Annotated in this window: 21 protein-coding genes; 6 read left to right on the top strand and 15 right to left on the bottom strand. The window is 59.1% G+C overall.

The window, feature by feature from the left end; genetic code table 11:
- Nucleotides 1-11: 11 nt before the first annotated feature.
- On the top strand, nt 12-656 hold the full coding sequence (locus AC1DPR_RS16905) for an HD domain-containing protein (RefSeq protein WP_018857422.1): 645 nt from the start codon (nt 12-14) through the stop codon (nt 654-656).
- Between the two features lie 9 nt (nt 657-665).
- A complete protein-coding gene (locus AC1DPR_RS16900) occupies nt 666-1,520 on the top strand; it encodes an MOSC domain-containing protein (RefSeq protein WP_018857423.1) in 855 nt (284 codons plus the stop codon).
- Here AC1DPR_RS16900 and AC1DPR_RS16895 read toward each other — a convergent pair.
- The 12 genes from AC1DPR_RS16895 to rpoZ form a co-directional block, all read right to left on the bottom strand.
- Entirely contained in the window at nt 1,517-2,518 is a 1,002-nt protein-coding gene (locus AC1DPR_RS16895; protein ID WP_113470688.1) for an aldo/keto reductase, read from the bottom strand. The genes AC1DPR_RS16900 and AC1DPR_RS16895 overlap by 4 nt on opposite strands.
- 106 nt (nt 2,519-2,624) lie before the next feature.
- Nucleotides 2,625-3,383: a DNA repair protein RecO gene (recO, locus tag AC1DPR_RS16890; RefSeq protein ID WP_113470687.1), complete on the bottom strand. Its 759-nt coding sequence runs from the start codon at nt 3,381-3,383 to the stop codon at nt 2,625-2,627.
- A 67-nt stretch (nt 3,384-3,450) separates the two neighbouring features.
- On the bottom strand, nt 3,451-3,813 hold the full coding sequence (locus tag AC1DPR_RS16885) for a response regulator (protein ID WP_018857426.1): 363 nt from the start codon (nt 3,811-3,813) through the stop codon (nt 3,451-3,453).
- A gap of 231 nt (nt 3,814-4,044) precedes the next feature.
- Nucleotides 4,045-4,797: a Crp/Fnr family transcriptional regulator gene (locus AC1DPR_RS16880; RefSeq protein ID WP_018857427.1), complete on the bottom strand. Its 753-nt coding sequence runs from the start codon at nt 4,795-4,797 to the stop codon at nt 4,045-4,047.
- A 133-nt stretch (nt 4,798-4,930) separates the two neighbouring features.
- Nucleotides 4,931-5,869 (bottom strand): GTPase Era, encoded by a 939-nt coding sequence (gene era / locus AC1DPR_RS16875; RefSeq protein WP_113470685.1) that lies wholly within the window; start codon nt 5,867-5,869, stop codon nt 4,931-4,933.
- Between the two features lie 8 nt (nt 5,870-5,877).
- Nucleotides 5,878-6,597 carry a ribonuclease III gene (rnc, locus tag AC1DPR_RS16870; RefSeq protein ID WP_113470684.1) on the bottom strand — a complete coding sequence of 240 codons (720 nt, stop codon included), beginning with the start codon at nt 6,595-6,597 and terminating at the stop codon, nt 5,878-5,880.
- On the bottom strand, nt 6,594-7,337 hold the full coding sequence (gene lepB, locus AC1DPR_RS16865) for a signal peptidase I (protein WP_477816797.1): 744 nt from the start codon (nt 7,335-7,337) through the stop codon (nt 6,594-6,596). The genes rnc and lepB overlap by 4 nt, the downstream gene beginning before the upstream one ends.
- A 114-nt stretch (nt 7,338-7,451) precedes the next feature.
- Nucleotides 7,452-7,856, bottom strand: coding sequence for a holo-ACP synthase (acpS, locus tag AC1DPR_RS16860; RefSeq protein WP_113470683.1), 405 nt, complete (start codon nt 7,854-7,856; stop codon nt 7,452-7,454).
- The gene (locus AC1DPR_RS16855; RefSeq protein WP_025659865.1) at nt 7,853-8,437 is read right to left on the bottom strand and encodes a DUF2062 domain-containing protein; all 585 of its coding nucleotides are present in this window, start codon (nt 8,435-8,437) and stop codon (nt 7,853-7,855) included. The genes acpS and AC1DPR_RS16855 overlap by 4 nt, the downstream gene beginning before the upstream one ends.
- 141 nt (nt 8,438-8,578) lie before the next feature.
- Entirely contained in the window at nt 8,579-8,728 is a 150-nt protein-coding gene (locus AC1DPR_RS16850) for a hypothetical protein (RefSeq protein WP_018857433.1), read from the bottom strand.
- A 180-nt stretch (nt 8,729-8,908) separates the two neighbouring features.
- On the bottom strand, nt 8,909-11,149 hold the full coding sequence (locus tag AC1DPR_RS16845; protein WP_018857434.1) for a RelA/SpoT family protein: 2,241 nt from the start codon (nt 11,147-11,149) through the stop codon (nt 8,909-8,911).
- A 100-nt stretch (nt 11,150-11,249) separates the two neighbouring features.
- Nucleotides 11,250-11,654, bottom strand: coding sequence for a DNA-directed RNA polymerase subunit omega (gene rpoZ / locus AC1DPR_RS16840; protein WP_018857435.1), 405 nt, complete (start codon nt 11,652-11,654; stop codon nt 11,250-11,252).
- Between the two features lie 285 nt (nt 11,655-11,939).
- Between rpoZ and AC1DPR_RS16835 the strand changes: the two genes are divergently transcribed.
- A complete protein-coding gene (locus AC1DPR_RS16835) occupies nt 11,940-12,521 on the top strand; it encodes a LabA-like NYN domain-containing protein (protein ID WP_018857436.1) in 582 nt (193 codons plus the stop codon).
- Between the two features lie 32 nt (nt 12,522-12,553).
- On the opposite strand, the gene smpB is transcribed toward AC1DPR_RS16835, so the two are convergent.
- A complete protein-coding gene (gene smpB / locus AC1DPR_RS16830; protein WP_025659866.1) occupies nt 12,554-13,033 on the bottom strand; it encodes an SsrA-binding protein SmpB in 480 nt (159 codons plus the stop codon).
- A 103-nt stretch (nt 13,034-13,136) separates the two neighbouring features.
- A complete protein-coding gene (gene dapA / locus AC1DPR_RS16825) occupies nt 13,137-14,021 on the bottom strand; it encodes a 4-hydroxy-tetrahydrodipicolinate synthase (RefSeq protein ID WP_113470682.1) in 885 nt (294 codons plus the stop codon).
- A gap of 213 nt (nt 14,022-14,234) precedes the next feature.
- Between dapA and AC1DPR_RS16820 the strand changes: the two genes are divergently transcribed.
- Nucleotides 14,235-16,307, top strand: a complete 2,073-nt coding sequence (locus AC1DPR_RS16820) for a lytic transglycosylase domain-containing protein (RefSeq protein ID WP_113470681.1) — start codon at nt 14,235-14,237, stop codon at nt 16,305-16,307.
- Nucleotides 16,308-16,370: 63 nt separating this feature from the next.
- Nucleotides 16,371-17,258, top strand: coding sequence for an alpha/beta fold hydrolase (locus tag AC1DPR_RS16815; protein ID WP_113470680.1), 888 nt, complete (start codon nt 16,371-16,373; stop codon nt 17,256-17,258).
- Between the two features lie 99 nt (nt 17,259-17,357).
- Here the strand turns inward: AC1DPR_RS16815 and AC1DPR_RS16810 are convergent, their stop codons facing one another.
- Complete coding sequence (locus AC1DPR_RS16810) at nt 17,358-18,398, bottom strand: porin (RefSeq protein ID WP_113470679.1); 1,041 nt, start codon at nt 18,396-18,398, stop codon at nt 17,358-17,360.
- A gap of 638 nt (nt 18,399-19,036) precedes the next feature.
- Between AC1DPR_RS16810 and AC1DPR_RS16805 the strand changes: the two genes are divergently transcribed.
- Nucleotides 19,037-19,197 (top strand): helix-turn-helix domain-containing protein (locus AC1DPR_RS16805; protein ID WP_477816810.1); only part of this gene is annotated, 161 nt, incomplete at its 3' end.

Below are 19,197 nucleotides of genomic sequence, written 5' to 3'. Positions count from 1 at the left end.
GCGGTGATCCCATGTTCCAGGCGAAGGCCTTCGCTCCATTTGAAAAGCTTGCCGCCGCGCTCGTACCGCATTCGTCGGAAGGCGATGACGGCTCGCATGACGTGGCGCATGTCTTGCGCGTTTTCAAGAACGCCATGCGCATTCAGGCTGTCGAGGGTGGCGATGCCAGGATCCTTGCGGCTTCCGTCCTCCTGCACGATTGCGTCGCCGTGGAGAAGAACTCCCCCATGCGCTCAAAGGCGTCCGCTTTGGCAGCAGCGAAGGCCTCGGCCGTTCTCGCGAAGCTTGGCTGGGCCAGTGACGACATCACCGCCGTTGCGCATGCGATTGTCGCGCATAGCTTTTCCGCCAATGTTACGCCCGAGACCCTGGAGGCAAGGATCTTGCAGGATGCCGATCGCCTGGATGCGATCGGCATGGTCGGCGCGGGACGCTGCTTCTACATTGGCGGCCGAATGTCCTCCGCGCTCTACGATCCGTTCGATCCGGCAGGCAGCAACCGCGAGCTTGACGACAAGCGCTATGTCATTGACCACTTCCAGACAAAATTGTTCAAACTCGCGGACGGCTTTCAGACGAAGGCCGGGCGGGCGCTCGCGGCCACACGCGACCAGCGCCTGCGCGACTTCCTTGCGGCTTTCATGGACGAAATCTAGGAGCACTTGATGCGTATTACAGGCCTTTTCATCTATCCGCTCAAAAGTGCTCGGGGTATCGCGCTGCAGTCCTCGGAGATCGATGCATTCGGGTTGCCGGGCGACCGGCGCGCCATGATCACCGATCGGGACGGACACTTCATCACCCAGCGGGAGTTGCCCGATCTCGCTCGCATCGCCGTGCAGGCGGGACCGTCGGGCCTCCATCTCACCATGGGCGACAAGAAGATTGACGCGCAGATTCGAACGGCCTCAAAACGGATGGACGTCTCGATCTGGAAGTCCATCGTCAATGCGGCGGTTGCCGATGATGCTGCGAATGCTGAACTTTCGGCCTGGCTCGGGCGAGAGGTGAGACTGGTGTTCTTCGATCAGGATGCCAAGCGTTCCGCCAGTGCGGAATGGGCCGGCGAAGGCACACCGGTCACATTCGCCGATGGCTACCAGATCCTTGTCACCACGACAGGCTCCCTGCGGGCACTGAATGCCGATCTCGAGGCGCACGGCGAAGGGCAAGTGGGCATGGAGCGGTTCCGGCCCAATATCAGCCTTGATACCGAGGAAGGTTGGCAGGAAGACCGGTGGGCTGCGATTGAGATCGGCGGCATTCGTTTCGATCTCGTCAAACCTTGCGCACGTTGCATCATGACCACCCAGGACCAATCGACCGGATCGCGCGACGTTCCTAGTCCGATGCCCGCCATGGGGCGCATTCGGATGTCTGCGGACCGGCGTGTACCCGGTCCGCTCTTCGGCTGGAATGTCACGCCTCGCGGGACCGGTCGGATTGCGGTCGGCGATACAGCCAAAGTCATCGAGGAGAGGCCCGAAGGCTGGGCCTTCAAGGTCCGCAACCGCGGCTAGGCGCGAAGCTGCACGAGTGCCTCATCGATTTCATCCGTGATAGCCGGCGATAACGGGCCTTTGGCCAGCGCGCCGGCGTTTTCTTCAACCTGGGCAACGGTGCGAAAGCCCGGGATCGGCAGGGTTCGGGGCGAGCGCGCCCACAGCCACGCCAGGGCGCCTTGTGTGAGAGTTCGACCATCGGACTTCAGCAACTCGCGAACCGCTTCCAATCGCGCTGCAAATTCCGGCGCGATCCGGCCGTCCTTGAAGTAGACCATCCAGTCAAGGCTCGCGCCGCGAACATCCTTGTCACCGATTTTCGTGTCGGCGCGGAATTTTCCGCTGAGCAAGCCCATCGCGAGCGGCCCGCGGTTGATCGAAATCAGGCCATGCCGTTCGATCACCGAGATCATGTCAGGCACCGGCTCGAAGACGTTCATCGTGTGCTGGACGGAAACAAAACCAGGGCGGCCGGCATGTCGCGCGGCACGATCGGGATAATCCGTGCTCCAACCGAAGGCGTCGATCTTCCCCTCGTCACGGAGCGTCTCAAGGATTTCGAAAACCTCGTCCGACTGTTCAAGCGGAAAGTCGTTCAGATGAAATTGAAGCAGATCGAGGCGATCCCGTTTCAACCTGCGCAGCGACGTCTCGGCCGAGCGGCGAATGAAGACAGCATCGGCGAAGGCGCCGGTTGCCTGCTTCGTATACGGATCGGTGGCAAAGCCGAACTTGGTCGCGATGACAATGTCGCTGCGACTACCGATCGCACGCCCGAGAACTTCCTCTGAATGCCCGGCCCCATAGTTCGAAGCCGTATCGAAGAAACGGATGCCGAGTTCGATCGCGCGATGAATGGCGGCGACGGACTCGTCGTCATCGACCTCGCCCCAGCCGAGCGGCGTGTCGCCGGCATAGAAGGGACCGCCGATCGCCCAGCAGCCCATACCCAACCGGGGCATTTCATAATCGTTCCAGAGATTTATCGTCGTCATCGCATCCGGTTTGGTCAGCATCGCATTCCTCCAATCGCTGGGTTGCATGCGATCGAAATAGGAAGATGCGTGAGACACGTAAAGCGCCTGATCCGAATGATGTTTTTCGCCAATGAAAAACGGTCGGTCAGGCGGACAATTCGTCCTGCGGTGCGGCCGCCTTGAGTGCTTTCAGAGCTGCCTGTACGAAGCCCTCGCGCGCAGCTGCCGCTTCCACGCCGCGCGGCTCATAGACATGGCGATGGAGAAAGAATGCCGTCAGGCGGAACGCGGCGCTGAGGCCGTCGATATCAGCCGCGCGGTTTTCCTCACTGTTCAGGAATGGTGGCAGGAGCAACATCTTGTCCGCCCAGGGAGCACCCGCAGTCCGGCTGACCGCCCTGCCCGACCTCGGCGACACATAAGCAAGGTCGGAACGACTGCCCGTCGCGGCGCACTCGGTCAAATCGAGACCAAAGCCGAGGTCGTTCAGAACGGCAAGCTCGAAACGGACGAAGAGCTCACCGGCATCCGCCGGATTGTGGAGATTGTCGAGGATGACTTCGAGCGCTTCGAAGAGATGTGGATGCGGATCGCGCTCCGGCAGCAAGCGCAGCAGTGCGCCCATCGCCTGCACGCCATAGACGGCAGTCGCCGTTTCCATCAGCCGCGCGGCCCGTAACGTCAATGGCTCTATACGGAATTCGCCAAGGTGCTCGTCTAGGCGCGCACGCCACGTAACCTCGACCTCGTTGCCGGGTTGAAGAACCGGTTGCATGGCACGAGACCGACCAGAGCGGACCATGCCAAGATGGCGGCCGCGCTCGCGCGTCATCACCTCGGCGATGACGCTGGTCTCGCCATGGCGCTTGACGCCCAAGATGATTGCCCGGTCATGCCACTGCATCGGAAGCGAACCCTAAACTTACGATTCGATCCTAACGCAAGACCGTTGCCCTGTCATAAAAAGGCATTCAGGCGCTGGCTGGGAACAGTTTCTGGAGGAAGTCGCGCATCGCCGATTCTCCAAACGGCTTGACGAGCAGCGGCACGTTCCGAAGGTCTTCGGGGAAGTCCTTTGTATCGGAATAACCGCTCACAAACCCAAAGGGGATGTTGCTGTTCGCCAGATGACGGGCAAAGTCGAAGCTCATGACTTCGCCAAGATTGACGTCCAGCAGCGCGAAATCGAAGGTCGCGGTCTTGGTCGCCTCCATCGCCTGTTCAAGGCTGCTGACGATTCCAATCGTTTCCACGCCCACCTGGCGGAGAATATCCTCCGCCTCCATCGCGATGATCAAACTGTCCTCGAGGACAAGAACACGGTTTGCCTTCATACCCAATACGCCCCTCGCTGAGTATCAACTAAGATGCTCGGCACCTGCATTTCCCGGATTTCAACCTCTGACGCCCCATGGCTCATTGGCGACGACTATATACCGCTTAGCTTGCATAGCCGCTTTTTCGTTTCGGGTCGATAAAAAGCAGGGCAGGAAGAAAGATGGCAGGGTGACCTTACGGGCGTGCCGCTCAGAAGGCATTTAAATAAGACATGTCGCTTACAGCTATTATATGAACGGACGGCCCCTCTCTCCAAGCCCCTCCCAACCGGCAGCAGCCTTGAGCCCCTCCCCATCAAGCACCTCGCAGGCACGCTCCTGCCAGCGGATGAGGTTGCGATTGGCGAGCTTTTTCAATGTCTTGTTTGTATGCACGATCGAAAGTCCCAATGTATCCGCAACGTGTTGCTGCGTGATTGGAATCGATGCGTGGCCGTTGAAGAGCTTCAGCTGCCTGCCGCGCTCGAACAGGAAAGCGATGAGATAGGCGGCGCGCTCGAGCGCTGTCCGGCGACCAATGCTCAATAGGTGTTCGTCAAGGATACGTTCTTCCTGGGCGGCAATCCAGGTGATGTCGAAGGCCAGGGACGAATGCTTGTTGTAGAGGGTCATCAGCTTGTCGCGCTCGAAAACGCAAAGCGATACAGGCGACAATGCCTCGACGGAGTGCTGCATCTCCCCCATAATCGTTCCCTGAAGACCGATCAGATCACCCGGCATCACGTAGTTCAGGATTTGCCGGCGTCCGTCCTCCAGCGTCTTGTAACGAAAACCCCAGCCGGAAAGGACGGTGAACAGGTGAGCGCTGTGCGCACCCTCGACTATGATCGTGGCACCAGCATCCGCGGCCAGCTCGCCTCTCTTGAATTTCGAAACGAAGTCGAGTTCATCGGCGGTGAACTCCCGGAAGACCCGGTTGGCACGCAGCGGACAGTGCTCGCAGGGCGTTTTGAACGAGTGGGTGGGACGCGCGGTCGGCATACAGGCCCTTGTGCTCGAATGAAGGACGCTGCCGGAATTGGCAGCGCTTCCTACGAGAACACGCAAATGGCAAGGGTTGTTCCACCCGCGCGGGAATTTTTAACGCAGAAACAACGCGGTAGAAGCCGTCAACTTACGTCGGAAAATCCAGACCCATTTCGCGGAAGCGCTCGGGGTCATCGCCCCAATTTTCACGAACCTTCACGAACAAGAAGAGATGAACCGGCTGCTCGAGGATTTCGGAGAGCTCTCGTCGGGACGCCGACGAAATCGCCTTGATCGTTTCGCCACCCTTGCCGAGCGCGATCTTCTTCTGGCTATCCCGTTCGACGTAGATTACCTGCTCGATTCGAACCGAGCCGTCCTTGCGTTCTTCCCACTTTTCCGTCTCGACATGCGACGAATATGGAAGCTCTTGATGCAGACGCAGGAACAGCTTCTCGCGGGTGATCTCCGCAGCCAGCTGGCGCATCGGAAGGTCGGAGATCTGGTCTTCGGGATAGTACCAGGGGCCTTCTGGCAGCGTCTTTGCCAGATAATCCATGACGTCGTCACAGCCGGAGCCGTTCTCGGCCGAGATCATGAAGGTATGCGTGAAGTCGATCTTCTGGTTGGCCGCCGCCGCAAGCGCCAGCAGATCTTCGCGTTTGACCCGATCGATCTTGTTCAAGACGAGAATCTTTGGCTGATGTACCTCCTTGAGGCCCTCAAGAATGGCTTGCGCATCGCCGCGCAGACCACGTTCGCTGTCGATCAGCAGCATGATCAGGTCAGCATCCTTTGCGCCGCCCCAGGCTGATGTCACCATCGCGCGGTCGAGCCGCCGACGCGGCTTGAAAATGCCGGGCGTATCCATGAACACGACCTGCGCATTGTTGTGGATCGCGATGCCGCGCACGATGGCACGCGTCGTCTGCACCTTATGGCTGACAATCGAAACCTTGGCGCCGACGAGGCGATTGACCAGCGTGGACTTGCCGGCGTTGGTCGCTCCAATCAACGCGACAAAGCCTGACCGTGTGGCACCCGCAGTTTCAGGGGCGTCGTCCGCCATATCGTGTTCTTCCGTCATTTGTCCCGTCAGTTTCCGGCAGAGGACTTCTGCCAAATGCCTTCGCGTTCCAGCATTCGCGTGGCTGCGACCTGTTCCGCGGCCCGCTTTGAGCGTTCGATGCCCGTTTCGGGCCTAACACCTGTGACCTCTACCGTCACCGTGAAACGCGGATCATGATCCGGTCCGGTGCGTTCTTCAACCCGGTAGATCGGCGTGATGCCGAATTTGGCGTGCGACCACTCCTGCAATTCGGTCTTCGCGTCGCGCCGCGCGCCGTCGGCGCGCGCTGCCCGCTTTTCCCAGAACTTCAGGATGAAACGCCGGGCGACCTCCAGGCCGCCATCGAGGTAGATCGCCGCAATAAGGCTTTCGACGACGTCGGCTCGCACGTTCATCATACGCTTGCCGGTCAGCTTCTTGACGTCGGCGCCAGTCCGGATGAAGAGATGCAGGCCGAGTTCATCAGCGACCTCAGCACAGGTGTCGGCACTGACGAGCTGATTGAGGCGCACCGAAAGTTCGCCCTCGGTCGCCGTACCGAACGTCCGGAAGAGCAGTTCGGCAACGCAGAGGCCGAGGACTCGGTCACCGAGGAACTCCAGCCTCTCGTAGTTGCCGCCCTTCTGCGTGCGGGCACTTGCATGCGTCAGTGCCCGATCCAGCCGCTCCTTTTCGGCGAACTCGTGACCGATCAGGGCTTCAAGCCGTGTTCGATCCGCCGCCGAAAGCGTCTGTGACTTGCTCATTCAACGCCCTTGAACAGACGATCCCACCGCATGTTCGTCGGCCACTTCCAGATCTCGCGGAACGAGGTGTCGTTGCCGAGCGAGAAGAAGATGACGCTGGCGCGACCGACCAGATTTTCCGCAGGCACAAAGCCAACGTCGAAGCGGCTGTCGAGCGAATTATCGCGATTATCGCCCATCATGAAGTAATGGCCTTCCGGAACGATAAACTCGCGGGTGTTGTCGCCACGCGAAACCGGGGACTGATCCAGCGTGTCAAAGCTGACGCCGTTATCCAGCGTCTCGCGATACACCGGCACATCCTGGCCCGGATCCTGCGCGTAGTCGGAATTGAACGTGCCATTCGGCACCCTCGGAACCGCCGTGCCGTTCACGTAGAGGACGCCTTCCTTGACCYGAATGCGATCACCGGGAAGACCAACCAGCCGCTTGATGTAATCAACGTCGGGGTTCGGCGGGAACCGGAAGACAACGATGTCACCGCGCTTCGGCTCGCTCTCGAAAATGCGACCGCTGAAGAGGTTCGGCGAGAACGGCAGCGAGAACCTCGAATAGCCGTAGGCAAACTTGTTGACGAAGATGTAGTCACCGACAAGCAGTGTCGGCATCATGGAGCCGGACGGAATGGTGAACGGCTGAAAAAGCACCGTTCGGATAACCATCGCCAAAATCAGCGCCTGGGCGATGACCTTGATGTTTTCCCATAGGGCGTTCGGCTTGGTTTCGACTTTTTCGGACACGCAGTCTTGTTCCTTCAATGCACCGCCAGGGCGCAACTCTTGTTTGCTTCTCTCTAGCGGCTTCGACCGATTGCGGCAATGGCGCCAACATTAAAAGCGACTCTACGTCGCTGCTCAGACATCTTCCGGCAGGGTCTCAATGATGACGAACGCCTGCGCCAAGGGATAATCATCCGTTATCGTCAAATGAATGGCAGCCTTGTGGCCAGCCGGCAGTAGCGACTTCAGCACATCGGCCGCGCCGCCCGTCAGCCGCATCGTCGGCTTGCCGCTCGGCAGGTTCACAACGCCGAGATCCTTCCAGAACACACCTTGCGCCATGCCCGTCCCGAGAGCCTTGGAGCAGGCTTCCTTGGCGGCGAAACGCTTGGCATAGGAGGCGGCGCGATTGGCGCGCCGATCGGACTTTGCCCGCTCAATCTCGGTGAAGCAGCGATTGGTGAAGCGGTCGCCGAAGCGTTCGAGGGATTTCTCGACGCGCCTGATATCAATGAGATCGCTGCCGATACCGATGATCATACGGTTTCCTGCACTGGATTGGACAGCCGCACGCGGGCACGCGTCATAAGGCGTTCGCGGCGGCGCGTCTGAAAGCCCTTCACGGCATAAAAGGTTCCGAAATAAACGATGACGGAGGTCAAGAGCGCCGGCGGGATGGAGCCGACAAGCATCGGTTCGAGCACCGGTTGCCAGAGTTCGCTGAAATGCAGCTCATGAAACAGCGCCCCAAGGTCGATCGAATGCCCTTGCATCGTATCCTGACGCGCAAGCAGCAGGTGACCGATCTCCCAGGTCGCGCCCCAGATGAACGGATAGGTCAGCGGATTGCCGAAGGCCGCACAGCCAAGAGCAGCGGCGACCATATTGCCCGCGAATAGATAGCTGAGTACGAAGGCCATGATAAAATGAACGCCGATAAAGGGCGTCCAGGACACGAAGATCCCTGCGGCTACGCCCATGGCGACGGCGTGCGGCGACGCCGTCAAGCGCAGAACACGCATCGTGAGATAGCGGAGCGGCCGCAAGAATCCCTTGCGAGGCCACAACAACTCGCGCATCTTTTCACGAAATCCGGCAGGTTTTCGACGTCTGAACAGCATGGCGCGTATGTAGTGCAACTCGCACCAGCGTTACAAGAGCGTCAAACTATCTCAGTCATTATTTGATCACTGCAGACTGAGCACTCACCAGGGGCGCGATATGCAATACGCCCCTTTCATTCTTCAAGTATAGAACCGATATTAACGGGTGCGAAACATACCGCGGTCAACCTGACGCTGACGATATTCAAGATCGATACGGTCAAACGAGCCGTTCAGATAGTCCATTTCGCGTTCTTCAGCGGTCGGAGCGCGCAATGCGCGGGCAATCTTCTTGATCGGTTTAAACATTTCTTTGCCTCATCTTCTGTTCGTTTCCTGATGACTGGAAGATAGGCGCTCGCAGCAGCAATTACCAACGCTCTAACAAGGGCACAGCTATGCAATTGACGCATACCTAGCCTTATATCAGTGCGTTTTCCGTCATGAAGCGATCACAAAATGTGCAAATGCCAAGGGGCGGTTGCCGACTTACTCGTAAAGCCGGCGAACCGTCGCGACGCATTCGAGGTCCTTCAGCTGGGCAAGCAGCTGGTTCAACTGCCGAAGGTCCCACACTTCGACGTCGAGCGTCATTTCGGTGAAGTCGGTTGCGACGCGCACCGTATTGAACACCCGAATATTGACGTCGACGCCGGCAACGGTCTGGGCAAGCTTTGCCAACGTACCGGGCTCATTCAACGCATTGACCATGATGCGCGCCATGAAACGCGACTTGTTGGCCTCGTCGAGATCCCAGCGAACATCAATCCAGCGGTCCGGCTGATCGTCGAAACGTTGCAGCGTCGGTGACTGGATCGGATAGATCGTAATGCCGTTGCCTTTTTCCGTCGTATTCATGATCCCGACGATGCGGTCACCGGGTACGGCGCCCGTCGGCGCAAACTGCACATCAACATTGCTCGAAATGCCGCGGATCGGCACCGTGTCCATTTCCAGAGCACTGAGATCTGCACCATCGATGCCGGACTTCGGCTTGCCCGGGATCTTGAAGATCATGCCGGAGGCGCTGCGAACGTTGAACCAACCGTCGTCACCGCTCGGCTTGGCCGTCACGCGTTCTTCGAGATGATCCGGATAGACGGCGCGCAATACGTCGAGCGACGACATTTCACCGCGACCGACCGCAGCGATGGCGTCTTCCACATCCTTCTGGCCAAGGCGATGGAGCGCGGGCTTCATCGCTTCACGGGAGAAGATCTTGCCGGCTCGCTCGAAGGTGCGCTCCAGGATGCGATGGCCGAGACCGGCATATTGTTTGCGGATTGCAAGTCGGGTGGCCCGGCGGATCGCCGCACGCGCCTTGCCCGTTACCACGATCTCTTCCCAGGCAGCAGGCGGCACCTGCACGCCGGAGCGAATGATCTCGACCTCGTCGCCATTCGCCAGTCGTGTTACGAGAGGCATGATGCGCCCGTTGATCTTGGCGCCCACGGTCGTGTCGCCGATATTGGTGTGAACGGCATAGGCAAAGTCGATCGGCGTCGCACCCCGTGGCAGCGCGATCAGCTTGCCCTTCGGCGTGAAGCAGAAGACCTGATCCTGGAACAACTCAAGCTTCGTGTGCTCCAGGAATTCTTCAGGACTGTCCCCTTCCGCCAGCGCCTCGATCGTGTGCCGCAGCCATGAGTAGGCGTTGGACTCGCGCGAGAGGATATCGTTGTCGGACGTCGAAGCCCCGTCCTTGTAGAGCGTATGGGCGGCAATACCGAATTCCGCGATCTCGTGCATGCGCTTGGTGCGGATCTGCAGCTCGATACGCTGCCTGGATGGGCCGACGATCGTCGTGTGCAGCGAACGGTAGTCGTTCTGCTTCGGCGTCGAGATATAGTCCTTGAAGCGCCCGGGAACGACGCGCCAGCGGGTGTGGACGATGCCGAGAGCCCTATAGCAGGCCGAGATATCTTCAACGATGATACGGAAACCGTAGACGTCAGAGAGCTGTTCGAAGGACAGCGACTTCGACTGCATCTTGCGGAACACGGAGTAAGGCTTTTTCTGGCGTCCCTTGACGATGGCGCCCGTCAGCCCGTTCGTAACCAGCAGATCGCCCAATTCGGTCTCGATCTTCTTGACCAGACCCTCGTTGCGCTTGGAAAGCTCCTCGAGCCGCCTGGTTACGGTCTCATAGGCTTCGGGATTGATGTGGCGGAAGGAAAGGTCTTCCAGCTCCTCGCGCATGTCCTGCATACCCATGCGCCCGGCCAGCGGCGCATAGATATCCATCGTCTCCTCGGAAATGCGCGCGCGCTTTTCCGGCGACATGTGGTCGAGGGTGCGCATGTTGTGCAGGCGATCTGCCAGCTTGACGAGCAGCACGCGTACGTCGTCGGAGATGGCAAGCAGCAGCTTGCGCAGGTTTTCTGCCTGTTTCGCCTTCTTGGTGACGAGGTCGAGCTTCTTGATCTTCGTCAGCCCTTCGACCAGCCGACCAATATCCTCGCCAAAGAGCTCATCGATTTCGGCGCGGGTGGCCGTCGTGTCCTCAATGGTGTCGTGAAGCAGCGCGACGGCGATCGTCGACTCATCGAGATGCATGTCCGTCAGAATGGCGGCGACTTCCAGCGGATGCGAGATATAGGGATCGCCGCTGGCACGCTTCTGTTGCCCATGCTTTTGCATTGCATAGACATAGGCTTTGTTCAGCAGGGCTTCGTTGGCGTCGGGCTTATATTTCTGAACCCGCTCCACGAGCTCGTACTGCCGCATCATCCCGAAACCACTCCATTACAAACGAAAAGCGCGCCAATCACGGATTGGCGCACATGATATGCGATAATATGCCGAAGCTATAATCGTGCAAGGTTGACGATTAGTAATCGTCGCTCTTTTCCGGTGGCACCAGGCCTTCGATGCCAGCCAAAAGCTCCTCTTCCGACATCTGGTCGAAGGTGATCGTTTCCGGCAGGTCTTCCTGCTCTTCGCTGTCGGCCGCAGCGACGCCGCCGGCTGCGATGAGGCTCGCCGGATCGGGCTCGGGCTCGTCGATTTCGACATGCTTCTGCAGCGAGTGGATCAGGTCTTCCTTGAGATCGTCCGGCGACAGCATCTCGTCCGCGATCTCGCGCAACGCCACGACCGGGTTCTTGTCGTTGTCGCGATCGATCGTGATCGAGGCGCCCTGGGAAATCAGCCGGGCACGGTGGCTGGCAAGCAGAACCAGCTCGAAGCGGTTCTCAACTTTATCAATGCAGTCTTCTACGGTGACACGGGCCATTGCCTGTCCTTTACGTCGTGATCTCGGGATTAACACGCCCGATACAATTAAAACCGGGCAAATTCAAGTTTTCATTGCACGACGCCTCTGCGGGCGAATGTGACGAATTTTGGAACGAAAGCGGATTTCGACCAGAAGTTGCTTGGAATATCACGAATCGTGCCCTAAATCTTTCTTATATGAAAAGTTCATAAAGTACGATTTGTTCCAGGCGGCCTCATAACTCATTGTTTTGTTGGGTTTTTGACGGAAGCACGACGATTTCTCACATTGGATTGGTACGGGATGTTTGATCCACGCGAAAAAATTGCTCTTTTTATCGATGGCGCCAATCTCTACGCTGCGTCCAAAAGTTTGGGTTTCGATATCGACTACCGCAAGCTGTTGAAGGCGTTCCAGAAACGTGGCTATCTCCTGCGCGCCTACTACTATACGGCCCTCATCGAGGACCAGGAATACTCCTCCATTCGCCCGCTGATCGACTGGCTGGATTACAACGGCTACAAGGTCGTGACGAAGCCGGCAAAGGAATTCACGGATTCGATGGGTCGCCGCAAGATCAAGGGCAACATGGATATCGAGCTTGCGATCGATGCCATGGAGCAGTCGGAAACCGTCGATCATCTCGTCATCTTCTCCGGCGACGGAGATTTCACGACGCTCGTCGAGGCGCTGCAGCGGCGGGGCCGAAAGGTCTCGGTCATCTCAACGATGGCAACACAACCTCCAATGATTGCCGACGATCTGCGTCGCCAGGCAGATCACTTCATCGACCTTCTATCGCTGAAGAGCGAAATCGGGCGTGATCCTTCAGAGCGACCACCGCGGCCAACCGAAACGGCAACGCCAACCGATCTGGAAGCTTGAAGCCAGCAATTCACCGCCGGCTATGCCTTTGACTAGCCGTTATCCTTGAGAAGACGGCTCTTCTGCCGGTTCCAATCGCGTTCCTTCTCGGATTCGCGCTTGTCGTGCAGCTTCTTGCCCTTGGCGAGCGCCAGTTCCATTTTGGCGCGGCCGCGATCGTTGAAATAGATCTTCAGCGGTATCAGGGTCATGCCTTCGCGATTGATCCCCGCTCGCAGACGGTTGATCTCGCGGCCGGAAAGCAGGAGCTTGCGGCGGCGGCGCGGCTCATGATTGAAACGGTTCGCCTGCAGATATTCAGGCAGATAGGAATTGATCAGCCAGATCTCACCATCCTCATCCGAGGCATAGGATTCTGCGATATTGGCCTTGCCCTCGCGCAACGACTTGACCTCGGTGCCCTTGAGCACGAGTCCAGCTTCGTAGGTATCGATGATCTCGTAGTTGAAGCGCGCCTTGCGGTTTTCCGCCACGATCTTCTTGACCACGCGCTCGCTGCCTTTGGGGGCCATGACACATTCCAAATGCTTAGGGGCGCGACGACCGCGCCCTTCTCTCTTCTCCCCTATGTAGGGGAACATCGACCGCCTGTGAAGGCGGGCCGAATGGCTTGCCTCAGTTCAGCAGGCCGGCATGGCGCATGGCTGCGTCAATCGCCGCTTCCGTCGCAGGTTCCAGTGTCGAAATCAGCGGCGAACGCACGTTGCGGCTCATCCGCCCAAGCTTCGACAAGCCATACTTCGCTCCGCAGAGGCCGGGCTCCATGAAGATGGCCTTGTGTAGCGGCATCAAGCGGTCCTGATATTCCAGCGCCTTCGCATAGTCACCTGCAAGCGTCGCAGCCTGGAACTCGGCGCAAAGGCGCGGCGCCACGTTGGCGGTCACCGAGATGCACCCGACGCCACCGTGGGCATTAAACCCGAGTGCCGTGGCATCTTCACCCGACAACTGCTTGAATTCCTTGCCGCAGGTAAGACGCTGCTCGGACACGCGCTCGATCTTGCCCGTCGCATCCTTGACGCCGACGATATTCGAGTGCGCCTTGGCAAGCGCGCCCATCGTCTCCGGCGTCATGTCGATAGCGGAGCGACCCGGGATGTTGTAGATGTAAATCGGCAGCTTCACTGCCTCGGCGATCGCGGAGAAATGCGCGACCAGCCCCTTCTGGGTGGGCTTGTTGTAATAGGGCGTGACCACGAGGACCGCATCTGCCCCGGCCCTCTCGGCGTGCTGAGCAAGTTCGATTGCTTCACGCGTGTTGTTCGAGCCGGCGCCGGCCATGACAGGCACGCGCTTGGCTGCGGCTTCAATGCAGAGTTCCACAACCCGCTTATGCTCGGCATGCGACAGCGTCGGAGATTCGCCGGTCGTCCCAACCGGAACGAGACCGCTGCTGCCTTCCTTGATCTGCCAGTCGACGTGGTTCGCGAACGAAGTTTCATCCACTTGGCCGGCATCGGTGAAGGGAGTGACGAGAGCGGGAATGGATCCCTGGAACATGCAGAACTCCTCATGGCCAAATCCACGCTTCGGCCGCATTCCTTGAATATTGGTGGGGCACCATAGTGCGGTGAAATCGCCGCGACAAGCACGCATGGATCGGTTTAGGGCAAATTCCGATAGCAAATGTGAACGAAGTTTACTGACGTTAGTAAGCTTTCGTTAAGATGGCTCCCGCCAAATGGTCGGGCGTGTTTTCGTTGTGAGTGTCCCATGAAGAGAGCAGTCCTGATCGTGTCCGCCCTCGGCTTTACAGTCGCCGCGTGGAGCAGCGCCGCGTCGTCGCTTCCGAATGAGGGCGCGCCCGTTCCGGACGTGAAGCCGATTGGTTTCGTCCCCCAGACGACAATACCGGAATCGATCGTTACCGGCTCAATTCCGCGCGGCCAGGCAATTGCACCCGTTAACAGTGATTTGAAATCCGGCCTGGACGCGCTTTCCGACAACAATCCCCTGCAAGCGCTATCCATTCGCGACGGCATGGGACGTGGGACGCTTGACCGGCATATCCTGACCTGGGCGATTGCGGTCTCGGGGCAGAAGGGCATTCCCTCGACAGAGATCGCGGCTGCGGCGCAGGAGTTGCAGGGATGGCCCGGGCTCGCAAAGCTGCGGGCTTATTCGGAGCGGGCACTTTACGATGAAAACCCTAACCCGACCGCTGTCTTGGCGGCCTTCGGCCAGACCGTGCCGGAGACCACGCCGGGCGCGATGATCCTTTCGCGTGCGCTTGTCGCGACGGGTAAACAGAGCCAGGCGGCGAAGACCATTCGCAAGGTCTGGCGCGGCGAGATGCTGGACAAACCGACCGAAGACAAGATTTTGGCTGAGTTCTCCGGCTTGCTGACCTCGGCTGATCACAAGGCGCGAATGGACTACCTGATGTACCGCAATCGCACTGAGCAGGCCAAGCGCTTTGGCGACATGGGTCAGGCCCAATCCCTCTACAAGGCATGGGCCGCTGTGATGAGCAAGGCACCCAACGCCGGGGCGCTTCTTGCCGCGGTCGATGGCCAGTGGAAAGGCGATGCCGGTTACCTCTTTGCGCGCATCGAACATCTGCGAAAACAGGACAAGTATACGGAAGCCGCCAAGTTGCTGCGGCAGGCCCCGCGCAATCGGGATGAACTGGTCAATGCCGGCGAGTGGTGGAACGAGCAGCGGATCGTGAGCCGCGGCCTCGTCGATCAAGGGGAATTCAAGGCGGCCTACGGAATCGTTGCCAATTATGCTGCGACGACGCCGACCGACATCGTCGAGGCCGAATTCCACGCAGGCTGGTACGCGCTGCGCGGGCTGCAGGATCCTGCGGCGGCACAGGCCCATTTCCGGAAGATTCTCGATTTCTCCAATGGGCCGATATCCGTATCGCGCGCCTGGTACTGGATGGGTCGATCTGCCGAGGCGGGTGGGCCTGGCAAGGCCTCGGAATTTTACGCCAAGGCCGCAAGCTATCCGACCACCTTCTATGGGCAGCTCGCCAGCGACAAGCTCGGCCGCAAGACACTGAACGTGGCGTACCCGTCTCCGACTGCTGCGGATCGCCAGCGCTATCTGGCGCGTGAGGCCGTGCAGGCCATCGCCCGTCTCGACGCGGCCGGGCATGGCTGGCGGGCCAATAGCCTCTACCTCGCGCTCGCCGAGCAACTGCAAAGCCCTGGAGAACTTGCGGTTCTGAGCGCGCAGGCCGAACGGTCCGGCGACCACCATCTGTCGCTGCAGATCGGTAAGATTGCTTACTCCCACGGCGTGGATGTCGCGGCGCTGGCCTTCCCACTCGGCGTCATTCCGACGAACGCCAACATCTCCGGCTCCGGGAAGGCCCTCGCCTACGCGATTGCCCGGCAAGAGAGCGCCTTCAATCCCGCGGCCGTTTCGGCAGCCGATGCTCGCGGATTGCTGCAGATATTGCCGGGCACGGCAAAGGCCGTCGCCAAGCGTCACAACATCGCCTATTCGAAGGAACGACTGACCGCCGACGCCGGCTATAACGCGACCCTTGGGGCGCATTATCTCGGCGAACAGATCGACGCCTTTGGCGGCTCCTACATCATGACCTTCATTGCCTATAATGCCGGTCCCAAGCGGGTGCCCGAATGGATCGGCCGCTATGGCGACCCGCGCGGCCAATCGATCGACGCCATCGTCGACTGGATTGAGCGCATCCCCTTCCCCGAGACGCGCAACTATGTTCAGCGGGTGATGGAAAACTACGAAGTCTACAAGGCACGGCTGGGTCAGCCGAGCGACATCGTTCGCGACCTGACGGGCGGCCGCTCCTCCTGATCACCATTTGCGTCTATTGCCGGTCTCGCTAATCTGTTCCCATGCAACGGGGGACGACGAAGCGTGGATGAAGCAAGAGACGATGGTTTTCGCGCGACAACCTATCAGAGCGATGACGGGCTCAGGCTCCATGCGCGAGACTACGGTGGCCCTGACATCGCCGACCGGCTGCCGATCATCTGTTTGCCGGGATTGACGAGGAACTCGCGTGACTTCCACCAACTGGCGCTGCTCCTGTCGACCGATCGAGCGATTCCGAGACGCGTCATCACGCTCGACTATCGCGGGCGAGGCCTGTCCGATTGGGACGCCAACAAGGCGAACTACAATCCCGGCGTCGAGACGCGGGATGTCATTTCGGCCTGCCGGCATTTCGCCATTGAACGCGCCATCTTCATCGGCACCTCGCGGGGCGGGCTGATTCTTCATCTGCTGGCTGAGATGAGGCCGGATCTGATCGCCGCCGCCATTCTCAACGACATCGGACCGAAGATTGAACCCAGCGGCCTCAAGCGCATCCGCGACTATCTCAATTCTGCCGCGCCGCCGCGCAACTGGCCGGAAGCAGTCGCATTTCTCAAGGCCTGCCATGGCCCCTCCTTCACCGCCCTTGACGAGCGCGACTGGCAGGAGATGGCTGCGGCGATCTATCGGGATATCGACGGGAACCCGATCGCGGACTTCGATCCCGCCATTGCCGCTCAATTACAGATGATCGACTTCGATCAGCCGCTGCCTGATCTCTGGCACTATTACGACAGGCTCGCGACGATGCCTCTCATGGTCGTCAAGGGCGAGAACTCCGATCTGATCTCCGACAAGACGCTTGCGAAGATGCGCGCGCGGTGCCCAACAATCGTGATTCTGGAGGCATACGGCCAGGGACACGCACCGCTGCTGCATGTGCAGCCACTGCTCCAGCGTATCAGGCGGTTCATAGCGGAGGCGTGAACGCTCTCCAAGCCACTCGCCCTTGCTGCATCGCCCAACACAACAAAAAAAGCCCGGCTCGAAAGCCGGGCTCTCCTGATTGACCGAAGTCAGATCAGATTAGAATGCACGCTGCAGGCGGAAGTAGCCGGTCGTGACGTCGTCGATGTTGTCGCCATCGAGGTACTGAACCGAAGCCTTGGCGTAGAAGTTTTCTACGATCTGGTAGTCAACCGTCAGACCAACCTTCCAAGCGTCGTCGTTGGAGAAGTCGTTGGAGGCTTCGTCTTCCATGTAGTTGAAGAAGTACTGAGCGCCGGGGGTGATCTTCAGCTTGTCGGTGGCCTGGATGGCGTACTCAGCTGCGATCGTCCATTCGGATTCGTCGTAGTAGGAGTTCGTGCCAGATGCCCAGACAGCTGCGAGGCCGAGCGTGCCCGGACCAACGGCAACCGTACCCATAGCGCGGATCGCACCTTCTTCGTTGTCGGTGTCATAGCCACCGATAACCTGGTAGGTGAACGCGCCAGCCTTGCCGCCGAGGCCGAGGGCAACGCCAACGTTGTTCGGCTGTTCGCCATCCTTGAAGGCACCGTCTTCCAGCTCGTCGACCGAGATACCAGCATAGAAGTCGCCAGACTCATACTGATAACGGAGGGAGTTGTGCAGCGTTTCGTGGCTTGCGAGAACGTCGGTTTCACCCGAGAGGCCATCGTCCCACCAGCTGTAGAACAGACCGGCGCGGAAGCCAGCGATGTCGATGTAAGCCGAGTCGAGGACCGCGTTCTGGTAAGCAGCGGAGTCGCCATTGTGCTGCAGGACGATCACGCCGGTGAGCGGGCCGTATTCGGTGTCGCTCTTGGCCGTGAACTGAACCTGACCGCGGGTGGTCGCATCCCAGTCAGACGTGCCACCGATGAAACCGCTGGCACCCTTGTTGACCTGGTCCGGACCAACATCAACCTGGAAACGGATGTAACCTTCGATCTTCAGGCAGGTTTCCGTGCCCGGGATGTAGAAGTAGCCGGTGCCGTAAGCGTCGCAGACGCGGACGTATTCAACCGGTTCCGGCTCAGCAGCAACGATAGCGTCAGCAGCCTGAGCACCGGAAACTACTGCGAGAGCAGCAGCGGAGCCGAGAAGAAGGCTCTTGATGTTCATATTGACCTCCAATTCAAAGTTTCGATCGGGTCTGGGTTTTTCGCCGTTAGAGCAGCGTTCCCTGCCCCATCCCCATGTTTCAAGAAGTCGGACGATCAACCGCCCTTGCTTCCGAGGTTGAAAATACAAGACCGGGACTGTCACGCAATCACCAACTTGCCCGTTTGGGGTGTTTGCGACAGCCTTCCGCATACGCTGTTGCTGAAAGGTCACAAATGCGGCATCCGCCCCTCTCGTTTCTTTATACTTTATTAAGAAACCCCTGATTTTGCGGGAGTTTGCCGCCGCTGAGCTGGGGTGTGCGGCTGTGGATTGTGCCACATTGGAACCAGTTTCCCGCCGGATTCGCGTCTTTTGCAGGAGATGAGAGAGACAGCGTGTGGGCGCCTGCCCTCGGCCTCATGTTCAATCGCAGCAGAATCAGTTTCGCTGACGAAGGATGATTCTCGGTTCGATTCTGCTGACGCGAGATTCGGGACGCCAAACGCGGAGGTCGTGGACAGCGCGCCGAAACACGACGCACTTGAAGAGCGGTCATTCGTCGAAACAGATTGTGCGATGTGCCCAACCTGAGAGATAGGTGACAGAACGTACCGGAGACATGGGTTACATTTTTCGATTTTGGTCGGGAGGTGTGGTTGCCGTGGAGAGAGACTTCGGTCATGGATGAGCGTCTTCGATTTGTCGCCCGTTTGCTGGAGGGCGAAGGTATGAGCGAGGTGTGTCGGTCGTTCGGGATCTCGCGCAAGACCGGCTACAAGATCTTCAATCGCTGCAAGGAGGACGGGCTGGAGGCCCT

The organism is Rhizobium sp. 01T417, from assembly GCF_056398905.1.
Note: the sequence above shows the minus strand (reverse complement) of the source record. Positions and strands in the feature narration are given on the sequence as shown.